This window comes from Pseudomonas sp. NPDC087690 (genome assembly GCF_044743175.1).
GTDB lineage: Bacteria > Pseudomonadota > Gammaproteobacteria > Pseudomonadales > Pseudomonadaceae > Aquipseudomonas.
The window spans coordinates 46,768-68,147 of record NZ_JBIUVX010000014.1; the positions used below are offsets into that span (position 1 = coordinate 46,768).

The 21,380-nt window shown below is 57.9% G+C and carries 20 protein-coding genes and 3 pseudogenes; 16 read left to right on the forward strand and 7 right to left on the reverse strand.

What is annotated here, in order from left to right; genetic code table 11:
- The first annotated feature begins 172 nt into the window (after positions 1–172).
- From zwf to ACIPIZ_RS15915, 4 genes and pseudogenes are all read left to right on the forward strand, one after another.
- Positions 173–1,639: a glucose-6-phosphate dehydrogenase gene (gene zwf / locus ACIPIZ_RS15900; RefSeq protein ID WP_105706978.1), complete on the forward strand. Its 1,467-nt coding sequence runs from the start codon at positions 173–175 to the stop codon at positions 1,637–1,639.
- The gene (pgl, locus tag ACIPIZ_RS15905; protein ID WP_064391711.1) at positions 1,626–2,339 is read left to right on the forward strand and encodes a 6-phosphogluconolactonase; all 714 of its coding nucleotides are present in this window, start codon (positions 1,626–1,628) and stop codon (positions 2,337–2,339) included. The genes zwf and pgl overlap by 14 nt, the downstream gene beginning before the upstream one ends.
- Before the next feature lie 17 nt (positions 2,340–2,356).
- Complete coding sequence (locus ACIPIZ_RS15910; RefSeq protein WP_008082815.1) at positions 2,357–3,022, forward strand: bifunctional 4-hydroxy-2-oxoglutarate aldolase/2-dehydro-3-deoxy-phosphogluconate aldolase; 666 nt, start codon at positions 2,357–2,359, stop codon at positions 3,020–3,022.
- Positions 3,023–3,229: 207 nt separating this feature from the next.
- A pseudogene (locus ACIPIZ_RS15915) lies at positions 3,230–3,954 on the forward strand (intradiol ring-cleavage dioxygenase).
- A 4-nt stretch (positions 3,955–3,958) separates the two neighbouring features.
- On the opposite strand, the gene ACIPIZ_RS15920 reads toward ACIPIZ_RS15915, so the two are convergent.
- The gene (locus ACIPIZ_RS15920) at positions 3,959–5,140 is read right to left on the reverse strand and encodes an aminotransferase class V-fold PLP-dependent enzyme (protein ID WP_122662839.1); all 1,182 of its coding nucleotides are present in this window, start codon (positions 5,138–5,140) and stop codon (positions 3,959–3,961) included.
- A 28-nt stretch (positions 5,141–5,168) separates the two neighbouring features.
- Positions 5,169–5,405, reverse strand: coding sequence for a DUF3820 family protein (locus ACIPIZ_RS15925; RefSeq protein WP_003227425.1), 237 nt, complete (start codon positions 5,403–5,405; stop codon positions 5,169–5,171).
- 205 nt (positions 5,406–5,610) lie between these two features.
- Between ACIPIZ_RS15925 and ACIPIZ_RS15930 the strand changes: the two genes are divergently transcribed.
- On the forward strand, positions 5,611–6,078 hold the full coding sequence (locus ACIPIZ_RS15930; RefSeq protein WP_064391705.1) for a PA2169 family four-helix-bundle protein: 468 nt from the start codon (positions 5,611–5,613) through the stop codon (positions 6,076–6,078).
- A 139-nt stretch (positions 6,079–6,217) separates the two neighbouring features.
- Here ACIPIZ_RS15930 and ACIPIZ_RS15935 read toward each other — a convergent pair whose 3' ends face one another.
- Together ACIPIZ_RS15935 and ACIPIZ_RS15940 are read right to left on the reverse strand one after the other, a co-directional pair.
- Complete coding sequence (locus tag ACIPIZ_RS15935; protein WP_003227420.1) at positions 6,218–6,688, reverse strand: MaoC family dehydratase; 471 nt, start codon at positions 6,686–6,688, stop codon at positions 6,218–6,220.
- Positions 6,689–6,730: 42 nt separating this feature from the next.
- Complete coding sequence (locus tag ACIPIZ_RS15940; RefSeq protein ID WP_401166023.1) at positions 6,731–7,675, reverse strand: lysophospholipase; 945 nt, start codon at positions 7,673–7,675, stop codon at positions 6,731–6,733.
- 201 nt (positions 7,676–7,876) lie between these two features.
- On the opposite strand from ACIPIZ_RS15940, the gene fadD2 reads away from it, so the two are divergent.
- Complete coding sequence (fadD2, locus tag ACIPIZ_RS15945; protein WP_105706969.1) at positions 7,877–9,565, forward strand: long-chain-fatty-acid--CoA ligase FadD2; 1,689 nt, start codon at positions 7,877–7,879, stop codon at positions 9,563–9,565.
- A gap of 347 nt (positions 9,566–9,912) precedes the next feature.
- Positions 9,913–11,610 carry a long-chain-fatty-acid--CoA ligase FadD1 gene (gene fadD1, locus ACIPIZ_RS15950; RefSeq protein WP_064391702.1) on the forward strand — a complete coding sequence of 566 codons (1,698 nt, stop codon included), beginning with the start codon at positions 9,913–9,915 and terminating at the stop codon, positions 11,608–11,610.
- 216 nt (positions 11,611–11,826) lie between these two features.
- Here the strand turns inward: fadD1 and ACIPIZ_RS15955 are convergent, their stop codons facing one another.
- Complete coding sequence (locus ACIPIZ_RS15955) at positions 11,827–12,204, reverse strand: hypothetical protein (RefSeq protein ID WP_401166025.1); 378 nt, start codon at positions 12,202–12,204, stop codon at positions 11,827–11,829.
- A 197-nt stretch (positions 12,205–12,401) separates the two neighbouring features.
- On the opposite strand from ACIPIZ_RS15955, the gene ACIPIZ_RS15960 reads away from it, so the two are divergent.
- The 3 genes from ACIPIZ_RS15960 to def all read left to right on the forward strand — a co-directional run bounded on the left by ACIPIZ_RS15960 (position 12,402) and on the right by def (position 14,250).
- A complete protein-coding gene (locus tag ACIPIZ_RS15960) occupies positions 12,402–12,593 on the forward strand; it encodes a CsbD family protein (RefSeq protein ID WP_007917841.1) in 192 nt (63 codons plus the stop codon).
- A gap of 164 nt (positions 12,594–12,757) precedes the next feature.
- Complete coding sequence (locus ACIPIZ_RS15965; protein ID WP_064391698.1) at positions 12,758–13,708, forward strand: YihY/virulence factor BrkB family protein; 951 nt, start codon at positions 12,758–12,760, stop codon at positions 13,706–13,708.
- Positions 13,709–13,710: 2 nt separating this feature from the next.
- A complete protein-coding gene (gene def, locus ACIPIZ_RS15970) occupies positions 13,711–14,250 on the forward strand; it encodes a peptide deformylase (RefSeq protein ID WP_016983685.1) in 540 nt (179 codons plus the stop codon).
- Between the two features lie 123 nt (positions 14,251–14,373).
- Here the strand turns inward: def and ACIPIZ_RS15975 are convergent, their stop codons facing one another.
- Positions 14,374–14,790: a GNAT family N-acetyltransferase gene (locus ACIPIZ_RS15975; RefSeq protein WP_401166028.1), complete on the reverse strand. Its 417-nt coding sequence runs from the start codon at positions 14,788–14,790 to the stop codon at positions 14,374–14,376.
- 325 nt (positions 14,791–15,115) lie between these two features.
- On the opposite strand from ACIPIZ_RS15975, the gene ACIPIZ_RS15980 reads away from it, so the two are divergent.
- The 6 genes and pseudogenes from ACIPIZ_RS15980 to ACIPIZ_RS16005 all read left to right on the forward strand — a co-directional run.
- On the forward strand, positions 15,116–16,057 hold the full coding sequence (locus ACIPIZ_RS15980; RefSeq protein WP_401166030.1) for a fatty acid desaturase: 942 nt from the start codon (positions 15,116–15,118) through the stop codon (positions 16,055–16,057).
- A 139-nt stretch (positions 16,058–16,196) separates the two neighbouring features.
- Positions 16,197–16,988 carry a phosphate/phosphite/phosphonate ABC transporter substrate-binding protein gene (locus ACIPIZ_RS15985; RefSeq protein ID WP_401166031.1) on the forward strand — a complete coding sequence of 264 codons (792 nt, stop codon included), beginning with the start codon at positions 16,197–16,199 and terminating at the stop codon, positions 16,986–16,988.
- A 189-nt stretch (positions 16,989–17,177) separates the two neighbouring features.
- A complete protein-coding gene (locus ACIPIZ_RS15990; RefSeq protein ID WP_064389175.1) occupies positions 17,178–17,705 on the forward strand; it encodes a sigma-70 family RNA polymerase sigma factor in 528 nt (175 codons plus the stop codon).
- On the forward strand, positions 17,702–18,715 hold the full coding sequence (locus tag ACIPIZ_RS15995) for an ABC transporter substrate-binding protein (RefSeq protein WP_150647888.1): 1,014 nt from the start codon (positions 17,702–17,704) through the stop codon (positions 18,713–18,715). Before ACIPIZ_RS15990 ends, ACIPIZ_RS15995 begins: the two co-directional genes overlap by 4 nt.
- 573 nt (positions 18,716–19,288) lie before the next feature.
- A pseudogene (locus ACIPIZ_RS16000) lies at positions 19,289–20,065 on the forward strand (PAS domain-containing protein); the annotation flags it as partial.
- A 114-nt stretch (positions 20,066–20,179) separates the two neighbouring features.
- Positions 20,180–20,608 (forward strand): annotated as a pseudogene (locus ACIPIZ_RS16005) (methyl-accepting chemotaxis protein); the annotation flags it as partial.
- Positions 20,609–20,737: 129 nt separating this feature from the next.
- Here ACIPIZ_RS16005 and ACIPIZ_RS16010 read toward each other — a convergent pair.
- Positions 20,738–21,292, reverse strand: coding sequence for a hypothetical protein (locus ACIPIZ_RS16010; protein ID WP_105706956.1), 555 nt, complete (start codon positions 21,290–21,292; stop codon positions 20,738–20,740).
- Positions 21,293–21,380: the final 88 nt, after the last annotated feature.

Consider the following 21,380-nt stretch of genomic DNA (forward strand, 5'->3'; position numbering starts at 1 on the left):
AATTGGGCCTTTGATATGGCCCGTAACGGTGGCCTATCCTACTGATGCGTCCGAGCGACCACCACTCGGAATCTGTATTTTGCGAAAATGTTGTGGTTATTACTACATTTTCCCTTGAGTGATGCCTTGAAAAAAGGTATTTGTAGCTTAACTTGATAAAAGAACAAACATCATGCCTTCGATTACGGTTGAACCGTGCACCTTTGCCTTGTTCGGCGCGCTTGGCGATCTGGCCCTGCGCAAGCTGTTTCCTGCCCTTTATCACCTCGATGGCGCCGACTTGTTGCACGAGGACACGCGCATCATCGCGCTGGCCCGTGAAGAAGGTTCCGAGCAGCAGCACCTGGCATTCATCGCCGCCGAACTGCGCCGTTATGTAGGCAAAGAGCTGGACGAGGCCGTCGCCGAGCGCTTTCTCGCACGGCTGACCTACCTGCACGTCGACTTCCTCAGATCTGAAGATTATGTGGCGCTGGCCGAACTGGCCGGCAGCACGCAACGCATGATTGCCTACTTCGCCACTCCGGCGGCGGTGTACGGGGCGATCTGCGAGAACCTGGCGAAAGTCGGTCTGGCTGAAAACACTCGCGTGGTGCTGGAAAAACCGATTGGTTCCGACCTCGAATCGTCGCGCAAAGTGAACGACGCCGTGGCGCAGTTCTTCCCGGAGAACCGCACCTACCGCATCGACCATTACCTGGGCAAAGAAACCGTTCAGAACCTGATCGCCCTGCGTTTCGCCAACAGCCTGTTCGAAACCCAGTGGAACCAGAATTACATCTCCCACGTGGAAATCACCGTCGCCGAGAAGGTCGGCATCGAAGGCCGTTGGGGCTACTTCGACAAGGCCGGCCAACTGCGCGACATGATCCAGAATCACCTGCTGCAGCTGCTCTGCCTGATTGCCATGGATCCGCCGGCCGACCTGTCCGCCGACAGCATCCGTGACGAGAAAGTAAAAGTGCTCAAGGCGCTGGCGCCAATCAGTCCGGAAGGCCTGACCACGCAAGTGGTGCGCGGCCAGTACATCGCCGGCCACAGCGAAGGCAAATCGGTACCGGGTTACCTCGAAGAACCGAATTCCAACACCCAGAGCGACACCGAAACCTTCGTCGCCCTGCGTGCCGACATCCGCAACTGGCGCTGGGCCGGCGTGCCGTTCTACCTGCGTACCGGCAAGCGCATGCCGCAGAAACTGTCGCAGATCGTCATCCACTTCAAGGAACCGTCGCACTACATCTTCGCCCCCGAGCAGCGCTTGCAGATCAGCAACAAACTGATCATCCGCCTGCAGCCGGACGAAGGCATTTCCTTGCGTGTGATGACCAAAGAGCAGGGCCTGGACAAAGGCATGCAACTGCGCAGCGGGCCGCTGCAACTGAATTTCTCCGACACCTGGCGTAGCGCGCGGATTCCCGATGCCTACGAGCGGTTGTTGCTGGAAGTGATGAACGGCAATCAGAACCTGTTTGTCCGTAAAGATGAAATCGAAGCCGCGTGGAACTGGTGTGACCAGCTGATCGCCGGATGGAAAAAATCCGGTGACGCGCCCAAGCCGTATGCGGCCGGGTCGTGGGGGCCGATGAGCTCCATTGCATTGATCACGCGGGACGGGAGGTCGTGGTATGGCGATATCTGATGTGCAACTGCCTGCGGGCGTGAACGCTCACGAATTCAAGAGTCCGGTGCTGTTGGCCGAAGGTCTGGCGCTGAACGTTGCCAAGCAATTGAGCGAGGCCATTGCTGCACGCGGCAACGCGGTGCTGGTGGTGTCGGGCGGTCGTAGCCCGGTGGCGTTTTTCCAGCATTTGGCCAAGCAGGACCTGGACTGGTCGAAGGTCGTCGTGACCCTTGCCGATGAGCGCTGGGTACCGGTTGAACACGCCGACAGCAATGCCGGCCTGCTCAAGCAATACCTGCTCAAAGGCCCGGCGGCGAAAGCGCAATTCCTCAGCCTTTACAGCGCTGCGGCCAGCGTCGAGCAGGCCGCCGAACAGGCTGACCGCTTGCTCGCCGAACTGCCGCCGATTGACGTGCTGGTGCTGGGCATGGGCGATGACGGCCACACCGCGTCGCTGTTCCCCGACAGCCCGAACCTCGCCGAAGCCTTGCAAGTCGATGGCGCACGCCGTTGCTGGCCGATGCTGGCGCCGAGCGTGCCGCGTCAGCGCCTGACCATGAGCCGTGCGCTGCTGGCCTCGGCCAAGCACAAGATTCTGTCGATTTCCGGTCAGTCGAAACTGACCACCCTGAATGCCGCGCTGGCATCCGATGACGTCGCCGCCATGCCGGTGCGCGCGTTTCTGCAACCTACGTTAGAGATTTACTGGTGCCCATGAGCCAAGGAACAGCCGCTATGACAACCCCATCCCCGACCGTGTCCATGGCGGACAAAGTTGCCCTGATCGACAGCCTCTGCGCCAAGGCGCGGATCCTGCCGGTGATCACCATCGCTCGCGAACAGGACGTGCTGCCATTGGCCGACGCCCTGGCTGCCGGTGGTCTGACCGCGCTGGAAGTGACCCTGCGTTCGCAGTTCGGCCTCAAGGCCATTCAGATCCTGCGCGACCAGCGTCCGGAACTGATGACCGGTGCCGGCACCGTGCTCGATCGCAACATGCTCGCGGCTGCCGAAGCTGCCGGCTCGCAATTCATCGTCACCCCGGGCATCACCCGTGATTTGCTCGAAGCCAGTGTCGACAGCCCGATTCCGCTGTTGCCGGGCATCAGCAACGCCTCCGGCATCATGGAAGGCTATGGCCTGGGTTATCGCCGCTTCAAGTTGTTCCCGGCGGAAGTCAGCGGTGGCGTGGCGGCAATCAAAGCCCTCGGCGGCCCGTTCGGTGAAGTGAAATTCTGCCCGACTGGCGGCGTCGGCCCGGCCAATATCAAGAGCTACATGGCGCTGAAAAACGTCATGTGCGTGGGCGGTAGCTGGATGCTTGATCCAGAGTGGATCAAGAACGGCGACTGGGCCCGTATTCAGGAATGCACCGCCGAGGCACTGGCGCTGCTGGACTGATTGTTACCAGACACTTCGTTGTGTGTTCTACGGCTTTACGGTGCGCTTGGTCGGTGCACCGTTTTTTTTTGCCCGCGCAAAAGCCAACGGCAAAAGATCGCTGCCTTCGGCAACTCCTGCAAAAGTTACGACGCGATACATAGTTACCGCACACAGGCTTTTGCCTGGCGCTAATCTGCGTTCATCTTATGGAAGAGAGAACGCGTCATGGCCCAAGACTCTGCAGCATCCTCAACGAACCAAGTGTATCAACTGGCCCCCGAGCAAATCGCCGGACCGTACTTTCGCAACCCGAAATTGCTGCGCCGCAACATCAGCGAGGGTGCAGAAGGCTTGCCGCTGCTGCTGCGCCTGACCATCGTTGATGCAATGACCGGTGAGCCGGTCAGTGGCGCGCTGGTGGATATCTGGCATTGCAATGCGCGCGGCGCGTATTCGGGCTGGAGCCGGATCAATCCGGATCTTGAAGTCGATGCCGAGGCCATCGGTTCAATCCCGCGTACCATGATGACACCTACCTGCGCGGCAGCCAGTTTTGTGATCCCAAGGGCCGCGTGCGCTTCACGACGATTTATCCGGGGTTTTACGCCGGTCGCGCACTGCATATTCATATGGCGGTGCGCATCGTTGCCGGCAGCGAATTTCTCGAAGCACGCAATGTGGCCTGGGTTGGCCAGTTGTATTTCCCCGAGGTCGTTTCGCGCTCGGTACTCAATGCCAAAGCCTATCGCGGACGCTCGGCGAAGGTACTGAACAATGCCGAGGACAGCTATTACGCCGACATGCAGGGCGAAGCCTCGACGCTGACAGTGTGGCCGATCGGTCGCGATACTCATGAGGATGGTTTTTTCGGCCAACTGACGATCGGTATCGATACCTTCGCTGTGTCGTCGCAGATCAAACCCGAGGACTTCGACAAATTCACCGTTTAAGCCATCAACGTAACTCGTTCAGCGCGCGGGTCAGCAGTTGCATGTCGCCAGCGGTGGTGGTCAGCCCCGGTGTAATGCGGATGCAAGGCCCGCACGCCGCGCCATTGCGAACCACCGTGAACAGATTGAAGTCATTGAGCAAATGCTCCGCCATGGCCTGTTGGTCGTCGTGACGAGTGAAGCGCAACGCCGTGATCCCGCAATACAATCGCGGATCGTCGGGCGTCATCACTTCAATACCCGGTAAATGCCGCACGGCGCTGACCCACAGGTTGCGCAGGTAGTTCAGGCGGGCACCTTTTGCCGCTGCGCCGCCGAGTGAACGATGCTCCTCGAATACCAGCGGCAGTGTCATCAATGCCGGAATGTTGGGAGTGCTGTAGGACGTGCGCGCTCGGATGTCATTGACCGGATAGTGCATCTCGCCCATGTCCGGATCGATGTCAGCCAGACGCTGTGGGGCAATATAGATGAAGCCAAGCGTCAGCGGCGCACCGATCCATTTGTGCAGGTTGTAACCGGCGAACGCGATGCCGAGGGCATCGAAGTCGAACTCGATCTGACCGAGGGCGTGGGCACCATCAAGAATGATGTCGACCCCATGCTCCCTGGCCAGCGCGGCAATGGTTTGTACCGGCATCACCAGGCCGGTGCGATGGGTAACGTGTGTCAGGGCCATCAGTTTCAGTTTCGGATGGCGAATAAAGGTTTCGCGGTAAGTTTCCAGCAGGCTGTCGAAGCTCGCCGGGTGTGCATGCGAAATCTCGATGATCTCGACGCCGCGATGTCTGGCCAGCCAGCGCATGGCGCCCTTGACCGTGTCGTACTCAAGGTCGCAGATCAGCAACTGGTCGCCCGGTTGCAGGCGGTTGTAATTGCGGATCAGCGATTGCAGGCCTTCGGTGGCATTGCGGGTGAAGGCCACGCTCTGTGCGCGTACGCCCATCTGTTCTGCCAACTGCGCGCGGATGTCTAGATTGTCGTGCTGCTCAAAGCGCTGGCGCACATACACCGAGTTGCTGGTATTGATCAGCTCGATATTGCGCTGATACTCCTCGATCACCGTACGCGACATACGCCCGAAGTAACCGTTTTCCAGGTTCACAGGTCCGGGTTGAACATCGTAACGGTCGGCGAACGTCTGCCAGAAGGCTTCGTCACGGGCGCGGCGGGTGTTATCGGGCATGGCGGCTGGCTCTATAGAGGAGGGCGCTTCAGTGGCGCGGGGCAGGTTTGCCATGTTTGGCGCGTAGCGGTTCGAGCAAGTCAGACAAGCCGTTGTGGTCGATCTCCTGCATCAGCGCCAGCAGGCCGCCGAGTTCACCATGGGGAAAACCTTCGCGGGCAAACCAGTTGAGGTAAGGCCCCGGCAGGTCGGCAATGATCCGGCCCTTGTATTTGCCGAAGGGCATTTCGCGGGTGATCAGCAGTTCGAGTTTTTCGGGATTCATTGCGGTTTTCGTCTGGCTTCAAATCAAACTGGAAAATACAGGCATTCTGCATGCAGGCCAAATGACAGATCATGCAAATAACCGCGATATAGATAGTTCATTTATATTTAACTTGTTGATTTATAACGATATTTATCTTACAAAAAAACTGGCACGCACACTGCAATATCCCTTGCATCTTCCACCGATCGCAAGGAATTGAAAAATGACCGACATGAATAAAGAAGCCATCTCTGTACTCAATGACCTGATTGAAACCTGCAAGGACGGTCAGGAAGGGTTCAAGACTTGCGCCGAAGACATCAAGCACCCAGAACTGAAAACCCTGTTTGTCACTCGCTCTGCCGACTGCGCCACTGCTGCAGCTGAGCTGCAAGCCGAAGTTCGCAAACTGGGCGGCGATCCGGAGACCTCTACCAGCGTCAGCGGTGATCTGCACCGTCGTTGGGTCGACGTCAAAGCCATGTTCACCGGCAAGGATGAGGAGGCTGTGCTGAACGAAGCCGAGCGCGGTGAAGACCATGCGCTGAAGGCTTATCGTGAAGCCATCGAAAAAATCAACAAGCACAACCTGGTGGGCATTCGTGACCTGGTTGAGCGCCAATACCATGGCGTGCAACGCAACCATGACCAAGTGAAAGCCCTGCGTAACCAGGCTCGCGCACGCTCGTAAGCGTACGCCGGTTACAAAAAACGCCAGCTAGTCTGGCGTTTTTTTATGAGTGTTTTGAAGCAAAAGATCGCAGCCTGCGGCAGCTCCTACAGTGAAGGCATTCCCCTGTAGGAGCTGCCGAAGGCTGCGATCTTTTCAATCAGCCAATGCTGATGGCCGGCAACGTCGGCAGCGTTACAGTCTGTTGCTTACGCGGCGCCAGAATCTCAGCCTCGCCGTCCACTACCAACTCATCACGTTGGTTGAACACGCGAGTGGCAATGCGCACGCGAAACTTCGGCAGTTTCTCGAGAATTTCCAGGCGCACTGTCAGCGTGTCACCGATCTTCACCGGTTTCTGAAAGCTCATCTGCTGGCCGATGTAAATTGTGCCCGGCCCAGGCAGTTCACAGGCCACCGCGGCGCTGATCAAGGCGCCACTGAACATGCCGTGAGCGATACGCTCCTTGAACATGCTGGCTGCCGCGAACTCTGCGTCCAGGTGCACCGGGTTGTGGTCGCCGGACATCGCGGCGAACAGCTGAATGTCGCGCTCTTCGACAGTCTTGCTGTAGCTCGCAGTCTGGCCGACTTCGAGGGCTTCGTAAGGGATGTTGGTAACCTGGGTCATCGATTTCGGTTCCTGTGACGGATTAAATAAATCCACAAAAAATCATTCACTGCGCTGAGGTCGCGGATGGCTCAGCGCTTGGTCGATCCAGGCCAGCACATCGGCGATCACTTCATCGCGATTGGTTTCGTTGAACAATTCGTGCCGGGCCTGCGGGTAGATTTTCAATTGCAGGTTCTGGCTGCCGGCTGTGCATAAGGCATTGGCCAGATCTGTCAGACGCTTGCCGTCACTCACCGGATCACATTCACCGCCGATCACCAGCAATGGCAGGCCCGGGTCGATCTGCGCGAGATTGGACGCTTTGCTGATTTGCTGCAAGCCACCGAGCAGGTCGATCCATAGCTGATTGGTACAGCGAAAGCCGCAGAGCGGGTCAGCGGCGTATTTGTCGACTTCGGTCGGATCGCGGCTCAGCCAGTCGAACGGTGTGCGCACCGGTTTGAATTGTTTGTTGAACGAGCCGAACGACAGCCACTCGATCAGTGCACTGCGGCCCTTGCCGCCTTGACGCAGTTTTTCCAGGCGGGCGATCTGCCGCGCGGCACCATACAAGGCCACCGGCTGGAAATTCGAGCCACTGAGAATCGCCCCGGTCAGGCTGGCGCTGTGGTGCAGTAAATAGCCTTGGGCAAGATAGCTGCCCATGCTGTGGCCGAGCAGGATGATCGGCACGCCGGGGTGTTGCTGGCCAATGTATTGATTGAGGCTGGCCAGATCGCCAAGGACTTTGCACCAACCGTCATCATCGGCGAAATGGCCGACGGTGCCCTGATCGGCAGTTCTGCCATGTCCCCGCAGATCCGGGGCATATACGCCATATCCTTTGTCGCAAAACGTGTCGGCCAGACGGGCATAACGACCGCTGTGTTCGGCCATGCCATGGGCCAGCAGGATCACCGCTTTCAACGGCGCGGCGGGCAGCCATTGGTTGACGAACAGGCGGCTGCGGTCACTCGCGTCCAGCCACAGGGTGTCGTGGGTCATGGCGATTCCTTTGCTCAAGAGTCGGATCATTGTATAGCGCGTCTGATCAGCCCACGCCACGGCAGGAAGATTCACACGATTAATGACGGCTTTGCTCATATTTGCCTGAATGGCCATAACTGCTAGTGTCCGTGAAGCTCCGCTTTTTCAGAAATGACAGAAAGCGGCCCCGGATCGGCTCAGGTAAAGAGGACAAGAACAATGCAACCTGATTTCTGGAACGACAAGCGCCCGGCCGGCGTGCCGCTGGACATCGACATGGGTGAGTTCAAGTCGGTGATCGAGGTGTTCGAGCGTTCCTGCAAGAAGTTCGCGGATCGCCCGGCGTTCAGCAACATGGGCGTGACCCTGACCTACGCTGAACTTGAGCGCCAGAGCGCAGCCTTTGCCGGTTACCTGCAAGCGCATACCGATCTGGTGCCGGGCGATCGCATTGCCGTGCAGATGCCCAACGTCCTGCATTACCCGATCGCTGTGTTCGGCGCGTTGCGCGCCGGGCTGATCGTGGTCAACACCAACCCGCTGTATACCGCGCGGGAGATGCGCCATCAGTTCAAGGATTCCGGCGCACGGGCGTTGGTGTACCTGAACATGTTTGGCCAGAAAGTCCAGGAAGTACTGGCCGACACCGACATCCAGTACCTGATCGAAGCGAAGATGGGCGACCTGATGCCCACCGCCAAGGGCTGGCTGGTCAACACCGTGGTCAGCAAAGTGAAGAAAATGGTCCCGGACTATTCGCTGCCGCAGGCCATCTCCTTCAAGAGTGCGCTGCGCATGGGGCGGGGTCTGGGCATCAAGCCGTTGAAGGTCAGCCTCGACGACATCGCCGTGCTGCAATACACCGGCGGCACTACCGGCCTGGCCAAGGGCGCGATGCTGACCCACGGCAATCTGGTAGCGAACATGCAGCAAGTGCGTGCCTGTCTGGCACAGCTCGGCCCGGACGGTCAGCCTTTGTTGCGCGAAGGCCAGGAAGTGATGGTCGCGCCGCTGCCGCTGTACCACATCTATGCCTTCACCGCGAATTGCATGTGCATGATGGTCTCCGGCAACCACAACGTGCTGATCACCAACCCGCGCGACATTGCCGGTTTCATCAAGGAACTGAAGAACTGGCGCTTCTCGGCTCTGTTGGGTTTGAACACCTTGTTCGTCGCATTGATGGAACACCCGGATTTCAAGACCCTGGATTTCTCCAGCCTGAAACTCACCAACTCCGGCGGCACCGCGCTGGTCAAAGCCACCGCCGAGCGTTGGGAGCAGATGACCGGTTGCCGCATTACCGAAGGTTACGGCCTGACCGAAACCTCGCCAGTGGCCTGCACCAACCCGTATGGCGATCAATCGCGCCTCGGTACCGTCGGCCTGCCAGTGCCGGGCACGTTGCTCAAAGTCATCAACGATGACGGCGTCGAGCAGCCGATGGGCGAGCGGGGCGAGTTGTGCATCAAAGGCCCGCAGATCATGAAGGGCTACTGGAACAAACCTGAAGCCACCGCTGAAGTGCTGGATGGCGAAGGCTGGTTCAAATCGGGCGACATCGCGGTGATCGATCCGGACGGGTTTGTACGCATCGTCGATCGCAAGAAGGACATGATCATCGTCTCCGGTTTCAATGTGTACCCGAACGAGATTGAAGACGTGGTCATGGCTCACCCGAAGGTCGCCAACTGCGCGGTGATCGGCGTGCCGGACGAGCGCTCGGGCGAGGCAGTGAAGCTGTTTGTGGTAGCGCGGGAAACCGGTGTCAGCCTTGAAGAGCTCAAGGCCTACTGCAAAGAAAATTTCACCGCGTACAAAGTGCCGAAACACATTGTGTTGCGTGAGTCGTTGCCGATGACGCCGGTCGGCAAGATTCTGCGGAGGGAGTTACGCGATATCGCTTAACCGACAGCAGCGAAAAGATCGCAGCCTGCGGCAGCTCCTACCTTGGAATGCATTTCCTGTAGGCGCTGCCGAAGGCTGCGATCTTTTGCTTTAAGTCCACGAAAACCGGGGCTTTCAAGGTGATATAGGATTTTTGCTCTAAAATGACTGTTGGCAAGTCTTGAGTCATAAATATGACTGTATGGGCCGCTTTTGGCTCTGGTCGACCCTCGGCAAAGCTGCTACTCTCGGCGCGCTTTGTGACTTCTCGGCCTATCTGAAAGCCAGATTCACCAATACAAAACACACACCAATAATAATCGCATCAAATGCGGTGAAGAATTCGCGTTGCTGAGGAGTGGGCTTCCATGATCGAAGACTTTTGGAAGGATAAATACCCGGCTGGAATTGCTGCCGACATCAATCCAGACGAGTATCCGAACATTCAGGCAGTGTTGAAGCAATCCTGCCAACGCTTCGCCAACAAACCGGCTTTCAGCAACCTGGGCAAGACAATCACCTACGGTGAACTGTACGAATTGTCCGGTGCGTTTGCCGCGTATCTGCAACAGCATACCGACTTGCAGCCCGGTGATCGAATCGCCGTGCAATTGCCCAACGTTCTGCAGTACCCGGTGGCCGTCTTCGGCGCGATCCGCGCGGGGCTGATCGTGGTCAATACCAACCCGCTCTATACCGCGCGGGAAATGGAGCACCAATTCAACGATTCCGGTGCCAAGGCCCTGGTTTGCCTGGCAAACATGGCGCATCTGGCTGAGGCCGTGGTGCCGAAAACCGGCGTCAAACACGTCATCGTCACCGAAGTCGCCGACCTGCTGCCGCCGATCAAGCGCCTGCTGATCAACAGCGTCATCAAATACGTGAAGAAAATGGTCCCGGCCTATCACCTGCCGAACGCCATCAAGTTCAACGACGTATTGAGCAAAGGCCAGGGCCAGCCTGTGGCTGAAGCCAACCCGGACAGCGGCGATGTCGCGGTGCTGCAATACACCGGCGGCACTACTGGCGTGGCCAAGGGCGCGATGCTGACCCACCGCAACCTCGTCGCCAACATGCTGCAATGCAAGGCGCTGATGGGCTCCAACCTCAACGAAGGCTGCGAGATCCTGATCACGCCGCTGCCGCTGTACCACATCTATGCGTTCACTTTTCATTGCATGGCGATGATGCTGATCGGCAACCACAACATCCTGATCAGCAACCCGCGTGACCTGCCGGCGATGGTCAAGGAACTGTCGAAGTGGAAGTTCAGCGGTTTTGTAGGGCTGAACACGCTGTTCGTGGCGCTGTGCAACAACGAAGCTTTCCGCAAGCTGGATTTCTCCGCGCTGAAAGTCACCTTGTCCGGCGGCATGGCCCTGCAACTGGCCGCTGCCGAGCGCTGGAAAGCCGTGACCGGTTGTGCGATCTGCGAAGGTTACGGCATGACCGAAACCAGTCCGGTGGCCACGGTCAACCCGATCCAGCATATCCAGATCGGCACCATCGGCATTCCAGTGCCGTCGACCCTGTGCAAAGTCATCGACGATGCCGGTGTCGAGCAGCCGCTGGGCGAAATCGGCGAACTGTGCGTCAAGGGCCCGCAAGTGATGAAGGGTTACTGGCAGCGTCAGGAAGCCACCGATGAAATGCTCGACAGCGATGGCTGGCTGAAGACCGGCGACATCGCGTTGATCCAGCCGGACGGCTACATGCGCATTGTTGATCGCAAGAAAGACATGATTCTGGTCTCCGGTTTCAACGTCTATCCGAACGAACTGGAAGACGTGCTGGCAACCCTGCCAGGCGTGTTGCAGTGCGCGGCCATTGGCGTGCCGGACGAGAAGTCGGGCGAGGCGATCAAGATTTTCATCGTTGCCAAACCAGGCGTGACCCTGACCAAAGAGCAGGTAATGGATCACATGCGTGCCAACGTCACTGGTTACAAGGTGCCGCGCTCGGTGGAGTTCCGTGATGCGCTGCCGACCACCAACGTCGGCAAGATTCTGCGTCGTGAGCTGCGCGACGAAGAACTGAAGAAGATCAAGGCCAAGTCCGCCGCCTGAACCAAAAAGCCCCGCATCAGCGGGGCTTTTTGTTGGTGCGAGGCAGGGCTTGGGTTATGCGCTGAGCCTGCCCCTCACCCCAGCCCTCTCCCGAGGGAGAGGGAGCCTATCGCGTGCAGTTCAAAACCTGAGTTCGACTCGATATTTCAAGTCGGTGTAGCTCGCCCAAACACCTCAGTCAGTCCCCTCTCCCTCTGGAGAGGGTTAGGGTGAGGGCTATTGACGGAACGGCGCGAAATTCACGTTGGTGCCCGACGGACGCATGTCCTGCAGATACGAATCCTTGTCCGCACTCAATTCCAGGCTCAACGCCGCTTTGCGTTTGCCTTCATTGCGAATCACCAGCCCTTCGAGCTTTTCACGCAAAAACACCGTCGGCACTTTCAGGTGCAGCAGTTCGTCGGTCGCCGGCGTGTGCATCAGCAGGTGAATCCACTCGTACTGACCAATCGCCAGACGCGACACCGGCAGATCGAACCACCAGATGTTGCGGTTACGGTTCAGTTCGGCGAAGTGGCAGTTGTTGGTGCCGAGCACAGCGCCGCCCAGTTCCTGGTTGCGACGGGCGATGGCCTGCTTTTTATCGAGTTTCATAACATTCCTGCGGGATCGGTCTCAGGCGCATGGCGCCCCTATGCTGCGCATTCTCGGGGCATTGTCTGCAAACATAAAGCCCAACCTGCTCGCCGCGACGAAATGAGCCGATGAAAATAAATGAAACTTGGCGCAAATCCGGCCAGTCAATCATTACGTACTGACTTTTCCCCCTTCATGCATCGCGGAGAAATACCATGAGTAGCACAGGCGATAAAGTAAAAGGCATGGCCAACGAAGCAGTCGGCAACGTCAAGCAAGGCGTCGGTAAAGCTACCGACAACAGCAAGCTGCAAGCCGAGGGCAAGATTCAAGAGAAAAAAGGTGAAGCCCAGCAGGCTGTAGGCAAAGCCAAAGACGCTGTCAAAAAAGGCGTCGACAAGGCGTAATTCAGCCTTGAACGAAATACATGAGCGGCCATCCAAGGATGGCCGTTTTTGTGTCGAAATCCTGCTGACACCCATCAAGGTTCGCCAAACAAGCTACCGTGATGTAAAAAACGGCCCCTGAGTCGCCACGACTTCAACCTGTTCTGCGGCGAAAGGAGACGCGAATGATATTTCCAGACATGAAAGGTCTGCCCCTGCACCGGGTGATGGTGCGTACGGTCACTGAGTTCGTCGACGACGAGATGTCGACCTACGCCTCGGCACTGGCCTACCAGATGCTGTTCTCGCTGTTCCCGTTCATTCTGTTCCTGATCGCGCTGATCGGTTTCCTGCACCTGCCGGACTTCTTCTCCTGGCTGCGCCTGCAGTCGGAACTGGTCTTGCCGCCGCAGGCGCTGGAGCAGGTCAACCCGGTAATCGACCAGTTGCAGCAGTCCAAGGGCGGCCTGCTCTCGGTCGGTATCGTGATTGCCCTCTATACCGCGTCCGCGGGTGTGCGGTTGATGATGAGCGCGATGAACGCCGCGTACGATGTGGTCGAAGGGCGGCCGATCTGGAAACGTTTCCCGCTGTCGATTTTCTACACCGTTGGCATCGCCGGCATGCTGCTGGTGGCTGCCGCACTGATGGTGCTCGGGCCGCAGGTGATGGGCTGGATCGCCGCGCAGGTTGGGCTGGAAGACTTCATCGTCACCGTGTGGACCATCGCGCGCTGGCCAGTAATCGTGATTCTGATGATGGTTGCGGTGGCATTGATCTACTACGTCATGCCCGACGTCAAACAGGAGTTCCGCTTCATCACCCCGGGCTCGGTACTGGCCGTGGTGGTGTGGATCATCGCTTCGTTGGGTTTCGCGTTTTATGTGAAAACCTTCGCCAACTACAACGCGATGTATGGCAGCATCGGCGCCATCATCGTGCTGTTGCTGTATTTCTACATTTCCGCTGCGGTGTTGCTGCTCGGCGCGGAGATGAATGCGGTGATCGAGCACATGTCCAGCGAGGGCAAGGACGCGGGTGAAAAAGTCCCCGGCGAACTCGATGAGCATCCCAAACAACACGTCTCGGGCCTGGGGCGCGATCACTCGCTCAAGCCGGACACTGACGAAGTCTGATCATGATCCGTGAAATTCTGAAAATGGGCGACGAGCGCCTGCTGCGCATAGCGCCGCCGGTGCCGGCCGAGATGTTCGACAGCCCCGAGCTGTGGCAACTGATCGACGATATGTTCCAGACCATGGAAAGCGTCGGTGGCGTTGGCCTGGCTGCGCCGCAGATCGGTGTCGATCTGCAACTGGTGATCTTTGGTTTCGAACACAGCGAACGTTACCCGGACGCTGAAGCGGTGCCGCAGACAATCCTGATCAATCCGCTGATCACGCCGTTGAGTCCGTTGACGGAAGAAGGCTTTGAGGGCTGTTTGTCGGTGCCGGGTTTGCGTGGCGCGGTGGATCGTTATCAGCAGATTCGCTATGAAGGATTTGATCCGAAGGGCGAGCCGATTGTGCGTGTGGCTTCGGGTTTTCACGCGCGGGTGGTGCAGCATGAATGCGATCACTTGATCGGCCGGTTGTATCCGTCGCGCATCACCGATTTCAGCAAGTTCGGTTTTACCGAAGTGATGTTCCCGGATCTCGATCCCACCGCTGACGATTGATCCCCGAGAACACCACAACCCCCCTGTAGGAGTGAGCCTGCTCGCGATAGCGGTGTGTCAGTGACATTTTCGGTGACTGACACACCGCTATCGCGAGCAGGCTCACTCCTACAAGGATTCGCGTCAGATTGAAGGCTTGCGTTCCATCGCAATCATCGGCTTGCTCCGCGCATACCGGCTCAAACGCTCCGCCATCGCCTGAGGCAGCGCCGGGTCGAACGTGAACCCGCGTCGTTCATAAAACTCCCGCAGATCCGGATGACAGAACAGCCACACCGGCTCGCTGACACCCTTCACCGCAGCCGCCATCAAATGCGCCGCAATCCCCTGATCCCGGCACCCCGGATCAACGAATAACCCGGTCAACCAATGCCCGCCCGCAACCGGCCGCAAGCACAGCGCGGCGACAATCTCTCCCCGCCGAGCGACCCACAATTGTGCCTCGCGAACAGCTTTCATCGACGATTGATGGCTGCGGTAAAACTTGTTCATCAACGGCCATAACGACTCGTCGAGCAGGCTGTATTGGGTGTCGGGCATGGGATCGGACTGTCGGTGGGCAAAGCGCCGATTATAAAAGAACGCACGGCTCTGGATAGGTGTATACCTGACCTCACATCCCCTGTGAGTGGAGTACGCATCATGTCCAAAGGTATGGATTCAAAGAAAGCCGCGAAGAAGAAACCGGCCAAGACCGCGATTGAAAAGCGCGCGGAGAAGAAAGCCAAGAAAGTCGACATCTTCGGCCATTGATCAAGCCTTTCCGGAGCCCGGCTCTCGGGCTCCTGCCTGCACCCGAAAATAATCTGCAAGATTGCATAGCGTCGTTGCACAGAAGGGGACGATCCCCGTTCCGAGCAACGCCATGCCCCATTACTTCGACGCCGCCCATCGTCAACAGATCGAAACCCTGCGCCAACGCTTTACCGCCCGCACTGAATGGCCAACCTGGCTGTTGCTGATCGGCGTCTATGGCGGCTGGTTCGCCATTGTTCTCAATAGTCAGTGGCTCGGTCGTGGCTTGAGCACATTGCTGCTGATCCCGCTGCTGGTGCTGTGGTTGTCGGTACAGCACGAACTGCTTCACGGACATCCGACGCGCTGGACCCTCGTCAACAAAATCCTTGGCTATGCGCCGTTCGCGGTCTGGTATCCGTACACGTTGTATCGCGACAGTCATTTGCTGCATCACCGCGATGAGGGTCTGACCGTGCCCGGCGTCGATCCGGAAAGCCGTTACCTGACGGCAGCACGCTGGCAGGGCAGTTCGCTGTTCGAACGCAGTTTGCATTGGCTGAACAAAACCGTCCTTGGCCGCTTCGTGATCGGAGCGCCGTTGGCATTGATGGCGCTGGTCAAAGAAGAATTGATGCGACTGAAGAATGGCGAGCGCCAGGCTTGGTTGATGTGGCTGACGCATGCTGCGTTCACATTATTGATGCTGTGGTTCATTGCCCGTTTCAGTGTGCTGCCGGTCTGGCATTACCTGCTGCTGATCAGCGTGCCGGCGCTGTCGATTGCGATGATCCGTTCCTATCATGAACATCGCCCGCATGCGCAACCGGAACAGCGCACGGTGTTGAACGAAGCGGCTTGGCCGTGGCGCTGGTTGTTTCTGAATCTGAATTTTCATCTGGTGCATCACGATTTGCCCAAGCTTGCGTGGTACGACTTGCCCAAGGTCTACCGGACGCATCGCGAGCAGTGGATCGCGCGCAGTGGCGGGTTTCTGGTGCAAGGGTATGGCGAGTTCTGGCGACGCAATGGCTTCAAGCCGATCGACAGTCCGCAACATCCCTTCCACTGACCCAAGAACACCACAACCCCCTGTAGGAGTGAGCCTGCTCGCGATAGCGGTGTCTCAGGCACTGAAGATGTCACTGATGCACCGCTATCGCGAGCAGGCTCACTCCTACATTGGATTTGTGTTTACCGGGAAAAAATGTATGACCCAACACCACACCGAACTCCTGATGTACATCGCCCCCGAGCCAATCCGCGCGGCCAATGAACGCTGGATTGCGCGCATTCTCAAGCAACTTGGCCACACTCGTCTGAGCGCTGAGGGCCTGTCACTGCCAGAACTCTGGTTATCCCCCGATCTACTGCTCACACAAACCTGCGGCTATCCGCTGATGACTGCATTGCGCGGACAAGTGCGCATCGTCGGCCGCCCACGCTACGAACTCCCCGACGCCAGCGCCGGCAATCATTGCAGCCTGATCCTCGGTCGCGCTGACGACCCACGCAAAACCCTGGCGGAGTTGCGCGACAGTCGCGGGGTAATCAACAGTGAGGACTCCAACAGTGGCATGAACCTGCTGCGTCAGCGTCTGGCGCCGTTGCAGCAAAGTGGCCGGTTCTTCGCCACAGTCGAGGTCAGCGGCGGTCATCGGGAAAGTCTGCGCTTGCTGCGGGAAAACCGCGCCGATCTGGCGGCTATCGACAGCGTAACCTATGCCTATCTCGCGCAATATGCGCCGGAAGAGGTCAACGCCTTGCGAGTGATCGCGCGCAGTGCGTTGAGCCCGACCTTACCGTTCATTACGGTCGGTAGCGCTACGGATGAGCAGATCGAGCAGCTCCGACAGGTAATGAATGAAGCCTTGCGCGAACTCCCTGATGTCGTGCAGACATTGGGATTGCCTGAGGTGCTTGCGGCTAGCGAGAGCGATTATCAGATCCTGCTCGATTATCAGCGCGAGGCTGAAGAACTCGGTTATAGCCGCTTGCGCTAAAAGATCGCAGCCTTCGGCAGCTCCTACGGGGATCGGTGTAGGAGCTGCCGAAGGCTGCGATCTTTTGGTTTTTTATTCTTTAATAGAATATAAAAATGAAATTTAAGTATTATTAAAGAATAAGGCGCCTTGCTACGATCGCGCCACCGGAACACCGGACATTCAGCGACCCCTAACCCAGGAGCCCCTATGTCCGGCGCCGACCTTTCCCATCATCACACCGTGGACGGCCTGTTTCGCGCCCACTATCGCTGGCTCTGTAGTTATCTGCGTCGTCATCTGCATGACGCCGCCAGTATTGAAGACATCGCCGCAGAAACCTTCGTGCAGTTACTCGAAGCACCGTCGCTAAGGGCCATTCGCGAACCTCGCGCCCTGCTGACGACCATCGCCCAACGCTTGCTTTATCAGTGCTGGCGGCGCGGTGATCTGGAGCGTCGCCATCGCCAGCAAATCGACGTTGATTACGCCGCCTCGCCTGAAGACCGCGTTCACCTTTCGCAGACCCTCAACCGCCTCGATCACAGCTTGCAGCGCTTGCCCGGCAAGGTTCGCACAGCGTTTCTGCTCGCGCGCATCGACGGCCTGACCTACCCGCAAATCGCCGCCGAACTGGGCATCTCCCAGCGTTCGGTCAGCGTCTACATGAACCGTTCCCAAGCACTGTGCGAGCGCCACAGCGCCAATCCATTCCTGACAGACAAGAGGTACGCATGAGAGCGATCAAAACCCTGCTCGGCACATCGCTGCTGGCACTGAGCCTGAGTGTTGGCGCTGTCTCGGCGACGGAGAAAACCGCGCCGATCCACTTCGGCGACATCACTTGGGAGAGCGGCAGTTTCATCACCGAAGTGCTGCGCCTGATCGTTGAAAAAGGCTACGGCTACCCGACCGACACGTTGCCCGGCAGCACGGTCAGCCTTGAGGCCGCGCTGGCGAAAAACGATATCCAGGTGATCGGCGAAGAATGGGCCGGGCGCAGTCCGGCGTGGGTCAAGGCGGCCGCCGAGGGCAAGGTATTTGGCTTGGGCGATACGGTAAAAGGCGCCACCGAAGGCTGGTGGGTGCCGGAGTATGTGATCAAGGGCGACCCCGGGCGGGGCATCAAAGCGTTGGCGCCGGAGTTGAAGTCGGTGGCCGATCTGCCGCGCTACAAAGACGTGTTCCGCGACCCGGAAGATCCGACTCGCGGGCGTTTCCTCAACAGCCCGACCGGTTGGACTTCGGAGATCGTCAACAGTCAGAAGCTCAAGGCCTATGCGCTGAACGAAAGTTTCGTCAACTTCCGCACCGGTTCCGGCGCGGCGCTGGATGCCGAGGTGGCCTCGTCGATCAAACGCGGTAAACCGGTGCTGTTCTACTACTGGTCACCGACGCCGCTGCTCGGCCGGTTCAAACTGGTCAAACTGGAGGAGCCGCCGTTCGATGCCGAGGCCTGGAAGACCCTGGCCGATGCTAACAACCCGAACCCCAAGGGCACCCGTTCGATGCCGGCGAGCCTGGCGATTGGTGTCTCGGCACCGTTCAAGGCGCAGTATCCTGAGTTGGTGGCGTTCTTCGAGAAAGTCGATTTGCCGATTGATCTGTTGAACCAGACTTTGGCGGGGATGAGTGAAAAACGTTTGCAGCCGAGGGTGGTGGCGCAGGCGTTCTTGCGTGATCAGCCGCAGATCTGGAAGCCTTGGGTGCCTGCTGAGGTGGCGACCAAGGTGAGTGCAGGTTTGTAGATTTTTCCTGATGTTTTGTTAGTGCGACGACTATTGCTATCGCGAGCAGGCTTACTCCTACATTTGATCGTGTGAACATCGCAGATCAAATGTAGGAGTGAGCCTGCTCGCGATGGCCATCCCCCGATACAACGCCCCGCGCTGAACCGATTCTTGTGCAAAAAGTGCCAGATACTGGCCGACTAGTGGCCTTGCGCAGGGCTTTGCACTGGCTATGCTTCTCATAACTAACTATGTCGACCGTCATGTCAAAACATGGCTCAAACACATCGTTGGTCCGTGAATTCATGCTGCCAGAGTGCGCAACCCGAGGCACCGACACTGAACCAACAAGGAGCGTCGCTTACATGGAAGTTCTTCAACGCGTTAGGGCTGGCCCGCGTGCGGGCTATCAAGAGAAGGATGTCTTGATTAGAGCGTCGCTGCATGGACTCTCCGATTGATCATCATTTATCACCTGACAACTTCCTCCCCTGGAGGAATGCGTGTGCCTGTTCTGTGGAACGTAGTGGTGGATCGTGAAAGAACTGAACTTTCATCAAATCAAAAGTCCGCGCGGAAGGTGATACAACCATGTTCAACCTACATCACAAGGCTGACCTGCAGCAGATCGAGCGATTCAGCTGCGCCTTGACCGAGGCCAACGCCAAGCTGGAAGCGATCAGCCGTTCGATGGCAATGATCGAGTTCACCCCTGAGGGCATCGTTCTGGATGCCAACGAAAATTTCTGCAAGACCATGGGCTACAGCGCCGAAGAAGTACGTGGCAAACATCACCGGATCTTTTGTGAAGAAGCGTTTTACCGCAGCGAGGATTACGCTCGGTTATGGCGCGATCTGGCCCGGGGCGAACCGATCAGCGGCACGTTCCTGCGCTTGAACAAGAGCGGCAGGGAGATCTGGCTCGAAGCCAGTTACATGCCGGTGTATGGCGCCGACAAGCAAGTCAAAAGTGTGATCAAGGTGGCGGCGGACATCACCGCCCGGGTCAACAAGGAACACGAAGAAGAAAGCATGCTGGCCGCGATCAGCCGTTCCATGGCGGTGATCGAGTTCACTCCCGAAGGCAATGTCATCAGTGCCAACGACAACTTTCTACGCACCATGCAGTACTCGCTGAACGAAATCGTCGGGCATCATCACAGCCTGTTCTGCCATCGCGCCGAATCCGAATCAGCGCAATACAAGGCATTCTGGGCCTCGCTCAATCGCGGCGAATATCACTCCCATCGTTTCGAACGCAAGAACAAGTCCGGGCAGATGGTTTATCTCGAAGCCTCGTACAACCCGCTGTTCGACGCCAAGGGCCGCTTGTACAAAGTGGTCAAGTTCGCCAGCGACATCACCCATCAGATGACCACTTTGCAGAACGCTGCCGAATCCGCCCACAGCACTTCGGTGCAAAACGACGCCTGCGCGCAAAAGGGCTCGCAAGTCGTGCAACAAACCGTGCAGATCATTCAGGACATTTCCCGCGACTTAAACGAAGCCGCCGTCAGTATCGATGCGGTGAGTAAACAATCGGACATCATCGGCACCATCGTGCAGACCATTCGCGGCATTGCCGACCAGACCAACTTGCTGGCACTGAATGCGGCGATTGAAGCGGCGCGGGCCGGCGAACATGGGCGTGGTTTTGCGGTGGTCGCGGATGAGGTGCGCAGCCTGGCGGCGCGGACCAGTCAGGCGACACTTGAGATCGTCGATGTGGTGCGCAAGAACCATGATTTGTCGTTGAGTGCGGTGTCGAGCATGCAGTCGAGTTTGAGCCGTACCGGGCTTGGCGTGGAACTGGCGAACGAGGCGGGGGCGGTGATTCAGGAAATTCAGCAGGGATCGCGGCATGTGGTGGATGCGATAAGTCAGTTCAATGAAACCCTGCAACTGAACTGAAAACGCAGCCAAACCTGTAGGAGTGAGCCTGCTCGCGATAGCGGTATATCAGTGACATCTTCGGTGACTGACTAGCCGCAATCGCGAGCAGGCTCACTCCTACAAGGGATTTTTCATTTAGACCCGAGATCAGAGTGCGGCAAGAAACTTGTCCGCCTGCTTGTCGCTGTCCTTCACATCGTTGTCTTTTTCCGCCTGCGCCAACTTCATCTTGTCCTGCAAACGCTCGGCGATCTCTTTGCCGATGGCCAGTTGTTTCTCCGGCGGCATGGCTTTGATGTCGTCTTCGGTGATGCCCATGCTCTGGAGGATACTGTCGCGCAGGCGCTGTTCCGGCGACTTGCTCATGTAGTCCTTGAACTCGTCGGTGGCCGAAGTGCCGGTGGTCTTGGTGGCATCGGAGGTATCGGTAGATTGCAGGCCGACACGGGTCTTGGCGAAAGCCTCGTCGACGTTGTCGCTGATGCGCGTCGCTTCGCTGACTTGCTGCGTGGCGATCTGGGTGGCCGACGCCTGCACGGTGGAGGCGGTCTGCGCGGATTGCAGTTGGCTCTGATTCTGCAGGGTTTGCAGCATGGCGCCGTGCAGGCCGCTCTGCAGACCGGCGGCCGCGGTGGCCGTTGCGTCGTCATTGACCTGTTTGGGCAGGTGGATGATTAAAGGTTGTTTGGCATTGACCAACATGATGACTGAACCTGTGGGTAATTGCTGACGGCGGTTATGGAGCAATTACCGTGCCTCGCGGATAAGTCCTTATATTTCAATTGCTTGT

Excerpts from the sequence above, each read along its gene's own strand:
- zwf (WP_105706978.1), top strand. The coding sequence starts at position 173 with ATGCCTTCGATTACGGTTGAACCGTGCACCTTTGCCTTGTTCGGCGCG.
- pgl (WP_064391711.1), top strand. The coding sequence starts at position 1,626 with ATGGCGATATCTGATGTGCAACTGCCTGCGGGCGTGAACGCTCACGAA.
- ACIPIZ_RS15910 (WP_008082815.1), top strand. The coding sequence starts at position 2,357 with ATGACAACCCCATCCCCGACCGTGTCCATGGCGGACAAAGTTGCCCTG.
- ACIPIZ_RS15920 (WP_122662839.1), bottom strand. The coding sequence starts at position 5,140 with ATGCCCGATAACACCCGCCGCGCCCGTGACGAAGCCTTCTGGCAGACG.
- ACIPIZ_RS15925 (WP_003227425.1), bottom strand. The coding sequence starts at position 5,405 with ATGAATCCCGAAAAACTCGAACTGCTGATCACCCGCGAAATGCCCTTC.
- ACIPIZ_RS15930 (WP_064391705.1), top strand. The coding sequence starts at position 5,611 with ATGACCGACATGAATAAAGAAGCCATCTCTGTACTCAATGACCTGATT.
- ACIPIZ_RS15935 (WP_003227420.1), bottom strand. The coding sequence starts at position 6,688 with ATGACCCAGGTTACCAACATCCCTTACGAAGCCCTCGAAGTCGGCCAG.
- ACIPIZ_RS15940 (WP_401166023.1), bottom strand. The coding sequence starts at position 7,675 with ATGACCCACGACACCCTGTGGCTGGACGCGAGTGACCGCAGCCGCCTG.
- fadD2 (WP_105706969.1), top strand. The coding sequence starts at position 7,877 with ATGCAACCTGATTTCTGGAACGACAAGCGCCCGGCCGGCGTGCCGCTG.
- fadD1 (WP_064391702.1), top strand. The coding sequence starts at position 9,913 with ATGATCGAAGACTTTTGGAAGGATAAATACCCGGCTGGAATTGCTGCC.
- ACIPIZ_RS15955 (WP_401166025.1), bottom strand. The coding sequence starts at position 12,204 with ATGAAACTCGATAAAAAGCAGGCCATCGCCCGTCGCAACCAGGAACTG.
- ACIPIZ_RS15960 (WP_007917841.1), top strand. The coding sequence starts at position 12,402 with ATGAGTAGCACAGGCGATAAAGTAAAAGGCATGGCCAACGAAGCAGTC.
- ACIPIZ_RS15965 (WP_064391698.1), top strand. The coding sequence starts at position 12,758 with ATGATATTTCCAGACATGAAAGGTCTGCCCCTGCACCGGGTGATGGTG.
- def (WP_016983685.1), top strand. The coding sequence starts at position 13,711 with ATGATCCGTGAAATTCTGAAAATGGGCGACGAGCGCCTGCTGCGCATA.
- ACIPIZ_RS15975 (WP_401166028.1), bottom strand. The coding sequence starts at position 14,790 with ATGCCCGACACCCAATACAGCCTGCTCGACGAGTCGTTATGGCCGTTG.
- ACIPIZ_RS15980 (WP_401166030.1), top strand. The coding sequence starts at position 15,116 with ATGCCCCATTACTTCGACGCCGCCCATCGTCAACAGATCGAAACCCTG.
- ACIPIZ_RS15985 (WP_401166031.1), top strand. The coding sequence starts at position 16,197 with ATGACCCAACACCACACCGAACTCCTGATGTACATCGCCCCCGAGCCA.
- ACIPIZ_RS15990 (WP_064389175.1), top strand. The coding sequence starts at position 17,178 with ATGTCCGGCGCCGACCTTTCCCATCATCACACCGTGGACGGCCTGTTT.
- ACIPIZ_RS15995 (WP_150647888.1), top strand. The coding sequence starts at position 17,702 with ATGAGAGCGATCAAAACCCTGCTCGGCACATCGCTGCTGGCACTGAGC.
- ACIPIZ_RS16010 (WP_105706956.1), bottom strand. The coding sequence starts at position 21,292 with ATGTTGGTCAATGCCAAACAACCTTTAATCATCCACCTGCCCAAACAG.